Origin of the sequence: Vibrio sp. SCSIO 43135, from assembly GCF_023716665.1 — a bacterium.
GTDB classification, from domain to species: domain Bacteria; phylum Pseudomonadota; class Gammaproteobacteria; order Enterobacterales; family Vibrionaceae; genus Vibrio; species Vibrio paucivorans.
In genome coordinates, this window is the sequence record NZ_CP071859.1 from 2,859,439 (window position 1) to 2,874,773 (window position 15,335).

At 44.6% G+C, this 15,335-nt stretch carries 16 protein-coding genes and 1 pseudogene; 3 read left to right on the forward strand and 14 right to left on the reverse strand.

Going from position 1 to position 15,335, the window contains the following annotated elements; all coding sequences use genetic code 11:
- Positions 1-41 precede the first annotated feature (41 nt).
- The 5 genes from tusB to fkpA form a co-directional block, all read right to left on the reverse strand.
- A complete protein-coding gene (gene tusB, locus J4N42_RS12720; RefSeq protein ID WP_252028439.1) occupies positions 42-317 on the reverse strand; it encodes a sulfurtransferase complex subunit TusB in 276 nt (91 codons plus the stop codon).
- A gap of 7 nt (positions 318-324) precedes the next feature.
- Positions 325-681 (reverse strand): sulfurtransferase complex subunit TusC, encoded by a 357-nt coding sequence (gene tusC, locus J4N42_RS12725; RefSeq protein WP_252028441.1) that lies wholly within the window; start codon positions 679-681, stop codon positions 325-327.
- A complete protein-coding gene (gene tusD, locus J4N42_RS12730) occupies positions 678-1,073 on the reverse strand; it encodes a sulfurtransferase complex subunit TusD (RefSeq protein ID WP_252028443.1) in 396 nt (131 codons plus the stop codon). The genes tusC and tusD overlap by 4 nt, the downstream gene beginning before the upstream one ends.
- Before the next feature lie 2 nt (positions 1,074-1,075).
- Positions 1,076-1,792: a helix-turn-helix transcriptional regulator gene (locus J4N42_RS12735; RefSeq protein ID WP_252028444.1), complete on the reverse strand. Its 717-nt coding sequence runs from the start codon at positions 1,790-1,792 to the stop codon at positions 1,076-1,078.
- A 182-nt stretch (positions 1,793-1,974) separates the two neighbouring features.
- Positions 1,975-2,766: an FKBP-type peptidyl-prolyl cis-trans isomerase gene (fkpA, locus tag J4N42_RS12740; protein WP_252028446.1), complete on the reverse strand. Its 792-nt coding sequence runs from the start codon at positions 2,764-2,766 to the stop codon at positions 1,975-1,977.
- A gap of 140 nt (positions 2,767-2,906) precedes the next feature.
- On the opposite strand from fkpA, the gene J4N42_RS12745 reads away from it, so the two are divergent.
- Together J4N42_RS12745 and J4N42_RS12750 are read left to right on the forward strand one after the other, a co-directional pair.
- On the forward strand, positions 2,907-3,887 hold the full coding sequence (locus tag J4N42_RS12745) for a WD40 repeat domain-containing protein (protein WP_252028448.1): 981 nt from the start codon (positions 2,907-2,909) through the stop codon (positions 3,885-3,887).
- Positions 3,880-4,107 carry a SlyX family protein gene (locus J4N42_RS12750; protein WP_252028451.1) on the forward strand — a complete coding sequence of 76 codons (228 nt, stop codon included), beginning with the start codon at positions 3,880-3,882 and terminating at the stop codon, positions 4,105-4,107. The genes J4N42_RS12745 and J4N42_RS12750 overlap by 8 nt, the downstream gene beginning before the upstream one ends.
- Positions 4,108-4,127: 20 nt before the next feature.
- Here the strand turns inward: J4N42_RS12750 and J4N42_RS12755 are convergent, their stop codons facing one another.
- From J4N42_RS12755 to tsaE, 9 genes and pseudogenes are all read right to left on the reverse strand, one after another.
- Complete coding sequence (locus J4N42_RS12755) at positions 4,128-4,313, reverse strand: DUF2065 domain-containing protein (protein ID WP_252028452.1); 186 nt, start codon at positions 4,311-4,313, stop codon at positions 4,128-4,130.
- Between the two features lie 74 nt (positions 4,314-4,387).
- Positions 4,388-5,365, reverse strand: coding sequence for a protease modulator HflC (gene hflC / locus J4N42_RS12760; RefSeq protein ID WP_252028454.1), 978 nt, complete (start codon positions 5,363-5,365; stop codon positions 4,388-4,390).
- A gap of 2 nt (positions 5,366-5,367) precedes the next feature.
- On the reverse strand, positions 5,368-6,558 hold the full coding sequence (gene hflK / locus J4N42_RS12765; RefSeq protein ID WP_252028456.1) for an FtsH protease activity modulator HflK: 1,191 nt from the start codon (positions 6,556-6,558) through the stop codon (positions 5,368-5,370).
- A 45-nt stretch (positions 6,559-6,603) separates the two neighbouring features.
- Positions 6,604-7,893 carry a ribosome rescue GTPase HflX gene (hflX, locus tag J4N42_RS12770; RefSeq protein ID WP_252028458.1) on the reverse strand — a complete coding sequence of 430 codons (1,290 nt, stop codon included), beginning with the start codon at positions 7,891-7,893 and terminating at the stop codon, positions 6,604-6,606.
- Between the two features lie 35 nt (positions 7,894-7,928).
- Positions 7,929-8,192: an RNA chaperone Hfq gene (gene hfq / locus J4N42_RS12775; protein WP_252028460.1), complete on the reverse strand. Its 264-nt coding sequence runs from the start codon at positions 8,190-8,192 to the stop codon at positions 7,929-7,931.
- A 205-nt stretch (positions 8,193-8,397) separates the two neighbouring features.
- A complete protein-coding gene (gene miaA, locus J4N42_RS12780; protein WP_252028461.1) occupies positions 8,398-9,330 on the reverse strand; it encodes a tRNA (adenosine(37)-N6)-dimethylallyltransferase MiaA in 933 nt (310 codons plus the stop codon).
- 14 nt (positions 9,331-9,344) lie between these two features.
- Positions 9,345-11,393: a DNA mismatch repair endonuclease MutL gene (gene mutL / locus J4N42_RS12785; protein WP_252028463.1), complete on the reverse strand. Its 2,049-nt coding sequence runs from the start codon at positions 11,391-11,393 to the stop codon at positions 9,345-9,347.
- 20 nt (positions 11,394-11,413) lie between these two features.
- Positions 11,414-13,121, reverse strand: a pseudogene (locus tag J4N42_RS12790) (LysM peptidoglycan-binding domain-containing protein).
- Between the two features lie 11 nt (positions 13,122-13,132).
- Positions 13,133-13,597, reverse strand: a complete 465-nt coding sequence (tsaE, locus tag J4N42_RS12795; protein ID WP_252028465.1) for a tRNA (adenosine(37)-N6)-threonylcarbamoyltransferase complex ATPase subunit type 1 TsaE — start codon at positions 13,595-13,597, stop codon at positions 13,133-13,135.
- A gap of 207 nt (positions 13,598-13,804) precedes the next feature.
- Here tsaE and queG point away from each other — a divergent pair, with 207 nt between their 5' ends.
- Positions 13,805-14,929: a tRNA epoxyqueuosine(34) reductase QueG gene (queG, locus tag J4N42_RS12800; RefSeq protein ID WP_252028467.1), complete on the forward strand. Its 1,125-nt coding sequence runs from the start codon at positions 13,805-13,807 to the stop codon at positions 14,927-14,929.
- Positions 14,930-15,335: the final 406 nt, after the last annotated feature.

The window sequence follows — 15,335 nt, forward strand, 5'->3', positions numbered from 1 at the left end:
GAGCAATTAGTCCGTAAAGCCACATTGGCAGGAAAAGTAGGTTAATCCCAAGTCAGTGAGTTGTGTTGTTTTGCTGTTAAATCGACAAAGCCAGCATAGCTGACGACAGATACCGACGGGCTCACTCGATTAGCGATACCTCTTGCTTCTAAGTCACTCTGTAGAGCAAACAAAGACAGCCCTTTAACACGATTAAAGGCTTGATGCTGAGGGTTGACCACATAGACGGCATCTTCGACCAACAACACGTCATCTTCTGCAGCATAAAGCGCGAGCATGTCGTCTAATGCTGAAATGGATTTGATGATATGTAACATAGCTTCCTCAGAAAGACAGTAGTTTACCGGCTTGCTGCAATTTAATTTGCAGTTGTTGTCGAGTTAATGCTTCAGCTTCTATGACCAGATCTGCTTGAGCTAGGCCACGCTCCGAAAGCGACTCTGCGCAGACATACACGTGCTCTATATCGTACAAATCGAATAGTTTGAGCATCGGTGCATAGTCCTTGCTCAAAACCCCACTAGGATCTTGCCCTAATAGCAATTGGTACACGCCATCGCCAATAAACAGCACTGTGATATCTTCACAGTATGCTGATGCAGCCAGAAGCGCATCGACACCTTCTCGGCCCGAATTGCGTCCATGTGGTGCACTGCGAAATAGATAAGTTAGTTGACTCAAAACTGCACTACTCGATCTTGGGTTAACATAGCTTCAGCTAAACTCCCCAACCCAGCCTGTTTAAACCCAGCCGCCAAATTGTGCTGTGCAAGGCCGTGCTGATTTGCTTCGTCTTCACTGAGAATACCACGCCGTAAAGCTGCGGCAACGCATGTCTCGAGACGTATATCATGTTGCTGCGCCATTGACTGCCAAGCTTTAGTGAGGTTGAACTCATCGTTTGCTGGCACACTCAATGCAGTGCCATTGGTCACACCGTCCTGATAAAAAAACACGCTCTTGATGACATGTCCTTTTTCGATGACTGCCTGAGCAAATTGGTATGCACTGCGAGCCGATTGGCTGCCATAGACAGGGCCATTGACCACCAGCGAGTAAGTTAGCTGGCTCACGCTTATTCGTCCTCGGTCTTACGCTGACGAATGTAGAGATAAACTGTGTGTTTAGAGATGTTCAATCGGTCTGCAACACGGTTGATGGCATCTTTAATATCAAAGATACCTTTATCGTATAGCTCCATCACGATTTGGCGGTTCTTGGTATTGTTGGACACAGATTTATCGGCGTTGATCTCTTCGATCGTGCGCTCGACGGTTTGGTCTACCAGCTCTTCCACATCGCTAGCAAAGTTCACCGATGAAGCAGCTTCTTTTGCTTCTTGAGTAGGCATAAATGATTGCAAGACTTGGGAGAATGGTGCATCAAGGTTGACGTTTATACATAGCAAGCCAATTACTCGGTTCTCTCCATTGCGGATCGCAACCGTAATCGACTTCATCAGTACTCCGCCTTTTGCACGAGTAAAGTATGAACGAGAGAAGTTACGCTCTGAGCCTTCGATGTCTTTCAGCATCTTTAGCGCTAAGTCTGTAATTGGAGAACCAACCTGACGGCCAGTGTTTTCACCGTTAGCAATTTTAATCGCCGATGTATTGAGATCTTCAAGCGAGTGAAGAACAATCTCACAAAACGGACCGATGAGGCTAGCAATGCCATCAACCACGGCTTCGTAAGATTTAAGAATAATTTTATCGTGCTCGCTAAATGGCATCACATTGACAGATTCCATTTCGAGCAACATGTCTGCATTTATTGTTTCTGTAGTTGTCACTTTTATCTAGCCTTAGAGCGAAAAATCAACAAATTGGTGTAAGTTTATCAGAAATTTTGAATTGAAGATCAAGCTAAGTGACGTTCTAGTGATATAAAACAAGTTATCAAGACAAACATCACGATAACAAAAAAGGCCTGACAGAGTCAGGCCTTTGAAATTGATGAAACTTTTAGCTGCGATTATTGCGTAGCCGTTTCTGTTCCGTTATCAATTTTAAGCAGTTCAACTTCGAATACTAGTGTCGAGTTTGCTGGAATTGTTGGAGTGTCTTGCTCGCCGTAAGCTAGCTCTGGTGGGATAACAAACTTGAACTTAGAACCCACTGGCATTAGCTGAACACCTTCAGTCCAACCTGGAATAACGCGGTTTAGAGGGAAAGTAGCCGGCTCACCACGATCGTAAGAACTGTCAAACTGAGTACCGTCGATTAGAGTACCTTTGTAATGTACTTGAACAGTGTCAGTATCTTTAGGCTGCTCACCTTCTGCTGGAGTCATTACTTGATAAAGTAGACCAGTTTCAGTTTTGTTTACGCCTTCTTGTTTTTCAAAATCGGCGCGGTAATCATCACCTGCCTTTTTCGCTTCAGCCGCTTTTTCAGCAGCTTGCGCTTGCATTGTTTCAGCAACACGCTTGTCCAGCGCTTCTAGTGCAGCACGAGTTTCTTCTTCATTCAGCTCTGGGTTACCAGCAAATACATGCTCGATACCTTTAAGAACCAAATCTTTGTTTAGATCGATGCCAATTTCGCTTGGCTTTTCAATGCTAGTGCTTAGGTAATTAGCAAACGATACACCAATTGCATATGCTGCTTTGTCATCGTCCGACTTAAAATGAACCGTTTTACCTGTTTCAGCTTGAGTTTGCTCAGCTGCTGGTGCCACTTCGGCTTTTGGCTCTTCTTCTTTTTGACAGCCGACTGCTAACAATACTGTTGCCGCAAGCAGTGACACTTTAAACATCGATTTCATTTTATTCTCCAATTTGTAGGCTAACCTTCTGTCGTTATACATAAATATCATTTTTATGACTGGTACGTACGACTCAGTTGTACCAATATAGCTATATGTTTACAGATTGTCTTTAAACACCAAGCGGATAATTAGACTTGATGCGAAATATTTTTCATGCAATTGCATTGTTATTTGTCATCGTTACGTTAAATGGATGCTTTTTCTCCAGTAACGATGACCAACGTTGGGAGTTAGAACCAAAAGGAACAACTAGCTTTGCGCTCAGCAGAGACGCTCGCTTTGCGTTAATATACTCTAAGTCCCAGCACCTTGTTCTGTGGGACCTAGCCCAGAACCAACTACTCGCGAAACTTGGTGAACAAGACCAGCAAGCCAATACCGTATCAAGAATCCGAATATCAGATAATGGCCGCTATGCCATCACTGCCAGCCAAATCAACTTTGCGGTCTGGGATCTGTCTTGGACTCAAGCTGAAGGGCTTTGGTCTATCTCTGACGGGTTGATTCGAGACGTCGATATCTCCAGCAATGGCGAGCAAGTCATACTCGGCTTATCCAATGGCAAAGCAATTTACGTAAACTTAGTCACCGGACGACGACTTGAGTTCCTTGCACACCAAGAAAAAGTCAATTCTGTCGCTCTTTCCCCAAATGGAAAATACGCGCTGTCAGGAGGCAACGACTACACAGCCTATCTATGGGACACCGAAACAGGGCTGATAATACGCACCTTTGAACATGAACAGCGTATCAATCGAGTCGCACTACAAAGAGATGGCTTATATGCATTTACATCCGACGGCGGTAATCAGGCAATCATCTGGGACTTAAAGACAGGAGAACAGATTAGCCAGCTTAAGAGCTTATCTCGACAGCTGATCTTCTCCAGCGCCCGCTTTTCAGATGATGGCCAGTACTTAGTTACTGGTACTCCTTCCAGCCGTATCCATGTTTGGGAGACCCAAACAGGCAAACGAATAGAGGGCTTTGAAGCCGAACCATTAAAAGATGCTCGCCCACCGCGTGCGGTAGTGTATGATGCAGCATTCGACCACCAGCAACGTGTTATCTCTGGCACATCCGCTGGTATTGCACAGGCGTGGAAATTAAATGACTGAAAAGACAATTCAAGCTCTTGAAAACCGAATTAACGACCTAGAGTGTCAACTGGCTTTCCAAGAACAGACTATTGATGAGCTCAACAGTGCGCTGAGTGAGCAACAATTGCTGATAGGTAAAATGCAAGACCAAATGAAGTACGTCGCGGGTAAGATTAAAAACATGGATACTTCAAACTTGGCCGATCCATCTGAAGAGACACCGCCACCTCATTATTAATCGAGTTCTCAGGTGATTGCCTAACCAAAGATATAGGCAATCACAGCTCCCGCAACGACCAAGCAACCACCAACTCGACGCAATAGATTATCTGGCAACTCACTCAACTGAGCGACCATGTTTCGCCAGCCATTAGGCGCAATCAAGGGCCCTAGCCCTTCAACAATCAACACTAAGCCAATCGCTAGCCAAATTGAGTTCGACATTATTACCTCTATATATTTAATCAAAAAATAAAGGCCCCTAAGATTAGGGGCCTTTATTGTTACTAGTGCTGAGATTATTTCGCAGCTGCGCCAGAAGCGTTATTCATGTACTGGAAGAAGTCACTCTTCGGATCCAATACTAGGATATCACTCTTCTCACTGAATGATTTCTCATAGGCTTTCAAAGAACGCATGAAGCTAAAGAACTCAGGATCTTTGTTGTAGGCATCAGAGTAAATCTTCGCTGCTTTAGCGTCTGCTTCACCTCGTGTTACACGAGCTGTTTTGTCAGCTTCAGCAAGGACGGTTGCGACTTCAAGTTCAGCTTGTGCACGGATAACTTCCGCACGCTCACGACCTTGAGAACGGTGCTTACGCGCTACAGATTCACGCTCTGCACGCATACGACGGTAGATAGACTCACTGATTTCATCTGGCAGGTTAATCTTCTTCATACGGAAGTCGACAATTTCCACACCTAAATCTTCCAGTGCACTGTCTGTTGTGCCCGCAAGAACATTTTCCATGATCTTGTCGCGCTCACCATCAATCTCTAGTGCTTCTTTCGCAGCTTCAGTCGCGACTTCTTCACTGTCGATGCTCTCTGGTAATACATCTCTATTACGAGGGCCCGATACAATCTGTTTGATTTCACGTGCACCGATTTCAGAACGAAGTACGTCTGTTACCTTACGCTCAAGAAGCGCTTCAGCTGTTAGCACGTTACCGCCACCAGTAGTTAGGTAGAAACGCCCGAAATCAGAGATACGCCACTTTACATAGGTATCGATGATAACGTCTTTTTTCTCTGACGTTACGAAGCGGTCAGAACGTCCATCCATCGTTTGGATACGTGCATCAAGTGTCTTCACACGGTCAAACAAAGGCATTTTGAAGTGCAAGCCAGGCTCATAAATCTTCGACACACCATTGTCATCAAGAACACGGCCGAATCGGATTACCATACCGCGCTCGCCTTCTTGAATCACGAATACCGACATTAGCAATAGTACAATCGTTACTGCCAATACAGGGATCATTAACTTACGCATTCTTAATATCTCCCTTGACGTGAACCAGTAGAACGAGATTGTGAATCATTGCTTGTCTCAGTGCCTTGCGACTCAAGTTCAATTTTGTCGTATGCTGATGAAGACTTAGTGCTACGTTTAGTCTGAGTTTTACCTTCCTGACCTGCTAGCTTATCGATTGGCAAGTAAAGTAGGTTGCCGCTCGATTCAGAATCAATCAACACTTTCGACGTACTTGAGTAAACCTGCTCCATTGTGTCTAGGTATAGACGGTTACGAGTAACCTCTGGAGCCGCTTGATATTCAGGAAGCAGTTTTTCAAACTGAGCGACTTGACCAAATGCTTCGTTCACTACGCGTTCAGAGTAACCAAGTGCTTCTTTCTTCAAACGTTCAGCACGACCCGTCGCTTTCGGTAGAATATCGTTACGGTAAGCTTCAGCTTCACGTTCAAAACGCTCTTCATCTTCTCGCGCCGCGATTGCATCATCAAATGCATCTTTCACTTGCTCTGGCGGACGCGCTGATTGGAAGTTCACATCCACAATCACTAAGCCCATATCATAGCCATCGATAATTTGATTTAGCGTTTCTTGTGTGCTTTGGCGGATTTGCTGACGACCACTTGTTAGGATGCTATCCATTAGAGAGTCACCAATCACAGCACGTAGTGCAGAGTCAGTCGCTTGACGTAAGCTATCGTCAGCATTTGTTACTCGGTACAAGTATTTGTATGGGTCAGCAACACGGTATTGAACGTCCATACCAACTGTTACTACGTTTTCATCTTTAGTCAGCATTAGACCAGATGCACGCAATGAACGGATAGATTGAACATTAACCGGTTCGTACTCATCGATAAAACGAGGGCGCCAGTTCAGGCCTGGATCGACGATGCGATCAAACTTACCTAAACGAGTAACTACACCACGTTCTGTTTCACCAATGGTATAGAAGCCTGCAAAGAACCAAATTGCTACGGCAATCGCTGCGATGACACCAAATCCTAGTGCCCCACCATTGCCAATAGATGGGCCTTTGCCACCCTTATTACCAAACTTGCCACCCAGCTTTTGACTCAGTTTGTTAAATACTTCGTCTAAATCTGGCGGCCCTTGATCACGGCCACCTTTGTTACCACGATTATTATTACCCCAAGGGTCATTATCGCGGCCATTGTTGCCGTTGTTGTTACCAGGCTCATTCCACGCCATTAGAAAGCTCCATCATTAGATATGACGTTATACTGTAGCAGTCCTTTAAGTAACTATAAAGTCACATAAAACTGCCTCTTCTCTTTTTTCAAGTCTAGACCAATCTACCTGTTGCATTCGAACATCGATCAACAGGTTACCTTCCTGGTCATATTCTTCTCGTTGAATACATTTCATTTTGAAGAATGTGCTACGTATGCGCCCTTGATGCAGGGGAGGTATACGCAGTCGGTACTGAACCATCTGACTCGCAAGACGTTCCGTCAATGCTTCAAAAAGCAGTTCAATACCTAAACCTTCCATTGCTGAAACCCACACAGCTCGCGGTACGCCTTCTTCGTCTCGCTCAATTCGGGGTTTCTGGTCTTCTAGATTATCAATCTTGTTCATGATGACGAGCGTCGGCACTTCGTGCGCATCGATCTCTTCTAGCACGTCATGAACAGCTTGAATGTTCTCACGAAAACGGTCATCACTCGCATCAACAACATGTAACAAAATGTCAGCTTCCTGAGTTTCTTGTAACGTTGCTTTAAATGCAGCCACTAAGTCATGTGGCAAGTGACGAATGAAGCCCACCGTATCTGCCAAAATTGCCGGTCCAACATCCGCAAGTTCGATCTTACGTAAAGTAGGATCCAGTGTCGCAAATAATTGATCGGCGGCATACACGCCAGCTTCAGTAATACGGTTAAATAATGTCGATTTTCCCGCATTGGTATAACCGACTAATGATACTGTCGGTATTTCAGCTCGGTTTCGAGCACGACGACCTTGCTCTCGCTGCTTGGCCACTTTTTCAAGTCGACGCAAGATAGCTTTAATACGATCACGCAGTAGACGTCGATCCGTCTCTAACTGTGTTTCACCTGGTCCACGTAAACCAATACCGCCTTTCTGCCTCTCTAGGTGAGTCCAACCTCGAATAAGGCGGGTGGATATATGGCGTAGTTGAGCAAGCTCGACCTGTAATTTACCTTCGTGCGTTCGAGCACGCTGAGCAAATATATCCAGTATCAAACCGGTACGATCTAATACTCGGCATTTACACAGAGCTTCTAGGTTACGTTCTTGGGCAGGGGAAAGAGCATGATTAAAGATCACTATATCTGCACCCGCTAACTGAACAGCTTGTGCAATTTCCTGAGCTTTACCTTCTCCAACATAGTATTTAGGGTGAGGAGACTGACGACTGCCAGTAATCACTTGCAGTGACGACACTCCTGCAGAAGACACAAGCATTTCAAATTCGCTTAAGTCTTCCCACTCACCCTCTTGCGTGAAGTTGATATGAACAAGTACGGCTCGCTCACCGGCTTCATAACGGTCAAACAAGCAACCAACTCCTTATGATGATTGGTAGTAGAGAATTAATCTTCAGATTTCTCTTGTGGACGATCTGCTTGAGGGCGATCGCCGCTGTGGTGGCTAACAGCACGAGCAGGCACGACTGTTGAGATCGCGTGCTTGTATACCATTTGATTTACTGTGTTCTTAAGTAGGATCACAAATTGATCGAACGACTCGATCTGACCCTGAAGTTTAATACCGTTAACCAAGTAAATAGATACTGGAATGCGCTCGCGACGAAGTGCATTTAAGAATGGGTCTTGTAGAGATTGCCCCTTAGCCATTTTTATTTTCCTTATTTGTATTTTGTTGTAATTATTTAGCTAGTGGTTTAGTGCAAATATTTTGGTGCAGCCTTTGCATCTGAGCTAAACGAATAATAATCACCCCGTTGTTACTCTTTAATGAAGGCAATACCAACATTTTTCAAGTAACGAATCCTTCACAGGGCACATGCACGCAAAAGCGATCACATTATACACAGCTAACTTAATCAGATGCTATTGCATTCGATACAGTTTCTAGCGCTTGTTCAATGTTTTCACTATCTAACCAAGTTAAATCATCCCAGCTGCGTAACCAGGTGATCTGACGCTTGGCCAATTGACGGGTCGCACAAACTCCACGAAAAATCGCTTCGTCCAATGTACAGTTCCCATCCAAATAGTCCCACATCTGTCGATACCCGACACAACGAATCGACGGTAAATCAGGGTGAAGATCCTTTCTGGCGTGCAACGCCTTCATTTCTTCTTCAAATCCCGCTTCGATCATTTTGTCAAAACGCAGTTCAATTCGACGATGGAGCTCAGCCCTTTCCTTGGGAGCTATTGCAAACTGTTTTACACGAAACGGCAGGCTTTCACCTTTGGTTTCGGTCAGCTCAGTAAGAGTTTTACCCGAAATTCGATAAACTTCCAATGCCCTTGATAATCTTTGTGGATCATTAGGGTGAATTCTTGCGCCTGAAACAGGATCTATTTCCTTCAGTTGATCGTGTAATGCTCCCCAGCCGAACTCGGCAGCTTCTTGCTCAATTTGCTGACGAATAGCTACATCTGCAGCCGGAAGCGGAGACAACCCTTCTAGCAACGCTTTGTAATACAGCATCGTCCCTCCCACTAGTAGTGGGATCTTGCCCTGTGCAACAATGTTGTTCATTGCTTCAAGTGCATCCCGACGAAAATCAGCTGCTGAATAGGCTTCACTCGGGTCGAGAATGTCAATCAACTGATGTGGAGCAAGCTCCAACTCTTTCTCATCAGGTTTTGCTGTTCCGATATCCATCCCTTTGTAAATCAGGGCAGAATCCACACTGATGATCTCTACAGGAAATTTTTGGCGCAGTCGAATAGCCAAATCAGTTTTTCCTGACGCTGTTGGCCCCATTAAAAATAGAGCTAAAGGGAGTGTTTTGTTCATGTTTACTTATATGTTTATGGCATTAGTGCCGCTATGGTCGCTTCAAAATTAACAGGACGAACAAAGCTAGGATCATCTAAAGGTAGTTGACCGTGCCAAAGCTGTTCTAGTTCCGCAATAATTTGAATTCCTTCGGATAAAGTGTAGTCACTTTTCACTTGAGTGATGTTTTGCGCAAGCCAATCCGCCAACAAACGCGCGCTCTTCTGGCTTGCTTCCTGACCATCATCAAACGAAGCGACGTAAGATAACAGATCTGGGATCAGCTTTTGCAAGTTTTGTTGTCGCAAAGGTTGTGGGACCCCCATAACCATTACCGTTGAGGTATGTCTCGCCTTAAATTCAATCCCAAATAACCCGAACAACTCACTGGCTTGCTCGATGAGGGTCACTTCATCAGTGGTTAACTTCAAGGAGAGCGGAACCAATAAAGGTTGGGACTTTAGCGCTTCTATACCTGTTTCTAACTGCCCGCGAGTTCTCAGCCACTCCGCTTTAGCGAGTGATACCAGTGCCACGCCATACTTTGACCCCATGACTAAGTATTGGCTATGGGATACAGCAATCGCTTTGCCTAAGGTTTCCACCTTCTCATCATGTGTACCTATTGGTTGAGAGCCACTTGATTTGTCAGGTTTGCTAGTTAGCTCAGAACCAAAGTCAGGCGTTTGCATAAGCTCATTGTAAGCTCTGACTTCTTGCTTACTTGGCGCTGGAGCAGAATATCGTTCTTGCTGCTTAGATGACTGTGGCTTGTTTGGTTTAGCCGTCTCTATCCATTCACTGCGCGCCGAAGTTTCGTTAACCGAAAAAGCAGGCTTGGATTCTGCTACTTCTCGTTTGCGAGGGTATGCAGGGGTATTTTCAATCGCTTGAAATACACGCTGTTCAACATCGTTATAAGCATCAGTACGGCCACTTTCTCCGTGGTGTACCTGAGCAGTATGTCCTGGAGAATCACTGTGTTGAAACGTTGCCGTAGACGGCTGCGCATTAGACTCCGGTGAAACGCTCTCTGCCGCTTGATGAAAAGCAGACTGAGGAACTTGAGGCGTTTCAATATGAGCGCTCTGTACTAGGGCATCGCTCAACGCTTGATAAATGAAATCATGCACTAACCTCGCTTGATGGAAACGAACTTCATGCTTCGCCGGATGAACGTTCACATCTACTTGGTGTGGATCAATTTCAATAAACAATACATAGGTGGCAAATTGATCTGCTCTTAAGCTCGTTTCGTAACTTTGCCGAATCGCATGATTGATCAATTTGTCGCGCATCATACGACCGTTCACATAGCAGTATTGAAGATCGCTTTGCGCACGAGCTCCCTCTGGAGTGGAGATCCAGCCATGCAATTTAAGGCCTTGATGCTCCAACTCTATCTTCAACATATTACGAACAAACGCATTGCCACACACTGCCGCGATTCGTTTCTCTGCTTGAAGCTCGTTTTTTGCGGCTCTGTACTGACGAATCATCTTGCCGTTATGGCGCAGATTAATCGTCACATCAAACCGGCTTAATGCAATACGCTTAAGCAACTCATCAATATGAGTAAACTCAGTTTTCTCTGTACGCAAGAACTTGCGTCTTGCCGGAGTATTGAAGAACAGATCCAATACTTCGACTGATGTACCAATAGGGTGGGCAGCAGGTTGGATCTTCACTTCCATCTCGCGGCCTTCACTGTAAGCCGACCAAGCCTGATCCTGAGTTGCAGGTCGTGAAGTCATCGTCAAACGGCTTACTGAGCTAATACTGGCTAACGCTTCCCCACGAAAGCCTAAACTCACTATCGCCTCAAGATCATCTAAAGTGTGGATCTTTGATGTCGCATGGCGGCTGAGCGCTAAGCCCAACTCCTCTTTAACAATGCCTTTGCCGTTATCTCGAATACGGATCAGTTTCGCTCCGCCTTTCTCAATATCAATATCGATTCGAGTTGCACCGGAGTCTAAACTGTTCTCTACCAGCTCTTTAACCACCGATGCAGGGCGCTCTACCACTTCACCTGCGGCTATTTGGTTGGCTAAACGAGCTGGAAGGATCTTTATCGTCATTGTCGTGCCACTGGGTATTGCTACTTGTTTGGAATGATCAGGACTTGGCCAATAGCCAGTTCATCTGAACGAAGTTTGTTGGCTTGACGAATGCTATTAACCGAAACGCCATATCGATTTGCAATCTTACCCAAAAATTCCCCTCGCTGTACTTTATGCTTCCTAACAGGAAGATCTTTCAAGCTAACGGTTATCTTAAGTTTCTGACCTAACCTGAGCGTATCTGATTTAAGGTTGTTCTCTCGCTTAATCGACGCCACCGTAACTTTATACTTACTGGCTATCTTACCTAAGTACTCTCCCGACTTAACAACATGAGTCAATGTCTTTGTTTCAACAGGGTTCTTGGCAACAGGAACATGCACTGCAGAGGCAGCACCTGGAATCGTTAATACCTGACCAATCGCTAGGCTCGAACTTTTTAAGTTGTTAGTTTGCATCAGCTTGCTAGTTGAAGTGCCGTACTTTTTAGCAATAACAGAGAGTGACTCTCCGCGCTGGACCTTGTGCTTTTTCACTTTGCCACGATTAGCAAACAGAGTCCCTTCTGGAGGGTTAGCCTCAAAGTATTGTACAACCGCTTTGGTTAACGCTCGTGCCAGCTTATCTTGGTGACTTCGCTGGAACAGCAGTCTTTCTTCAGTTGGGTTGGTAATGAACCCTGTTTCAACTAATACCGATGGAATATCTGGCGACTTAAGTACTGCAAGGCTCGCGTTTACTGGCTCCTTCTTATGCAGCTTCACCCCTGCACGCGTCATTTCTCCCAAGAATTTTAGTCGCGAGCTTATAGCCTTCTTTTTGTGAGTGGCTAAACTGCAGGTCCAATAATGTTTGGCTCACGTTACGGTCAGTAGTGTTTTTGGCCAGCACCTGTCCCGCTCCACCTAATAACTCGGATTGTTGCTCATGGTTTTCTACCCAGCGAGCAATTTCAGAGTTGGCACGCTTAGTATTCAACACGAATACCGAACCACCTCGCGGTTGAGGTGTATGAAATCCATCTGCGTGTATCGACATTAATAAGTGGGCTTTATTACGACGAGCGATCTCTGAGCGTTTATTTAAATTCACAAAGTAATCGCCATTACGCGTTAATACTGCTTTCATACCCGGAATGGCATTGATGTGCGCTGCAATTTTCTTAGAAATCGCTAAGGTTGCATGCTTTTCATATTTCTTCGATGGGCCGATAGAGCCTGGGTCTTCACCACCGTGCCCAGCATCAATCGCGACAATAATATCGGCAGTACCAAGTAGCTGTGACGCATCTTTACTCACCTGCGTTTTGCTAGAAGGCTTGCTGGCAACAGGAGTAGTCGATTTCTTCGCACTGTGTGGCAAATCGATCACTAAGCGGTGACCGTACTGACCACCAGGCGTTGGGGCGAGCTTAAACAGTTGTGGTGAAACTTTAGTTTTAAGCTCAAAGACCAAACGATAAGTCGATTTGTTTGGAGGCGAGCTTTTACGAATTTTGGATAGCACCGGGCTGTCCGCCACATTCAAAGGCAGTTTGGTTTTCAAAGTCGTTTGCTTAAGGTCGACAACTAAACGACTTGGGCTACTCAACGTAAAGTAGCTATAGTCAGCCTCTGAACTGAGGTCGATCACCACTCGAGTTTCATCAGGTGAAGGCCAAACCCTAAGCCCTTCCAGCGCATTAGCTGAAACAACAGAAGGCAATATAGAAAGAGCAAGGGCGAAAAAAAGTAATACAGCCCGTATAGGTTTGATGATCAATTTAACTCCAATTGATTTAGCAATGAACGTCCGTAATCATTATTCGCAGCAAGCAAGGCAACACGCTGCTCACCATCGTAACGAAGTTCAATATCAAGATCTGGTTGCGGCAGAAGCCCAGCGCCTTTTTCTGGCCACTCAACTAAGCAAATAGCATCCGGTGTGAAGTAATCACGAATTCCCATAAACTCCAGTTCTTCAGGATCAGCCAAACGATACAGATCGAAGTGATACACCTGCCACTTATCCAATTGGTAAGGTTCTACCAAGGTATACGTTGGGCTTTTGACATTGCCAGCATGACCAAGAGCACGCACAAAACCACGACTGAACGTCGTTTTTCCAGCCCCTAAGTCGCCATGCAAATAAATGGTGGTTTGCTGAGAGCAAATAGCAGCAAGTGCTGTCCCCATTTCAATCGTTGCTTGTTCATCGACTAGTGTAAATTGTTTTGTGCTCATGAATTGAATTCTCGAAATTACTAAAAATGACTATATAAAAATCAAAAGAACAGGAATAGTAAACCGGGTTAGAATTGAGAGACAAGATCTCTTGTGTAAGTTAAAGCAAAATAATCGTAAATAGTGACGATTAATCGATCATACTTAGCTAGAACCTAGCCATAAGATCTTGTAAGATCCCGCCCCCTTTCGCTGAGTGCCATCGCTATGAACTATCAACAACTCGCCGAACAAATAAAAGTTTGGGCTACTGAACTTGGATTTCAAAAAGCAGGGATCTGCGATGTTGATTTATCAAACCACGAAGCCGAACTGCAGAGATGGTTAGACGCTGGCTATCATGGCAGTATGGATTGGATGGAAAGGCACGGAATGATGAGAGCACGTCCTGCAGAGCTCCTTCCTGGCACTATTAGAGTCATCAGTGTTCGAATGGATTACCTTCCACCTGAAGCTCAATTCGCTTCAAACCTCAGTGATCCAAACCAAGCCTACATTAGCCGCTATGCGTTAGGGCGTGATTACCATAAGTTAATCCGCAATCAACTAAAGAAACTCGGACAGAAGATTGAACAAGAAGTGGAACAACTTGGTTACCGCCCATTTGTCGACTCTGCACCTATTCTAGAACGTCCACTGGCTCAAAAAGCTGGGCTAGGCTGGATTGGAAAACACTCCTTAATACTAGATAAAGAGTCAGGATCATGGTTTTTTCTAGGTGAGTTATTAGTCGATATTCCACTGCCAATCGATACTCCACAAGAAGACCAATGCGGAAAGTGCCGAGCATGCATTACTTCGTGCCCTACCAATGCCATTGTTGATGATGCTGTTGTTGATGCTAGACGATGCATTTCTTACCTAACCATTGAATTTGATGGTGTGATTCCAGAGCAATATAGAAAAGCAATGGGAAACCGTATCTATGGCTGCGATGATTGCCAGCTCGTTTGTCCTTGGAATCGATTTTCTGATTTAACACAGCAAGATGACTTCCATCGCCGTGACAGTCTAGCAAATGCCAATTTGGTTACTTTGTTTCAGTGGAGTGAAAACGAGTTTCTAAAATACATGGAAGGCTCGGCTATTCGACGTATCGGACACGTTCAATGGCTACGCAATATCTCCATTGCTTTGGGAAATGCGCCTTATTCTATTGAAATTATTGAGGTTCTAGAGTCAAGATTAGGCATCAGCGAACTACTGGATGAGCATATTAATTGGGCTTTAACAGAGCAACGAGCCCAACTTCCGCGCACAGTAACTTCTGAGCAAACTAAAAAGAATAGACTAATTCGGATTGTTGAGAAGGGACTTCCTAGGGATGCTTAAGAATTTCATCATTTAGCGTTGTTTTTTTGATTTACTTCTAAAAAAATCAATGTGTGGAAAAAAAAGTAAACTAGTCACTGTTTGGTATATTTTATGAAAGTTAGCCACAAACTCAATAAATGACTAGGATCAAAAAACAATCACTTAATGATCATATAGCTTTTACCTACCCATAAGAAAAAAACCAACAAAAACCTTAAAAAACAATAGCTTAGCAAAAACCTACTAGATAAGTGTCATTCCATTGAAACAAAATGATCTTTAATCTTGAGACGAGTCAATCTAGATTTATAAGTTTATACACCAAGTTATCCACAGAAACATAAATGTGGATAAGTCTGTTAACAGCCTAAGTAAAGGCGACCTTAACCATAACTAGGATAAAGCTTTCACTCGCTGTTGATAT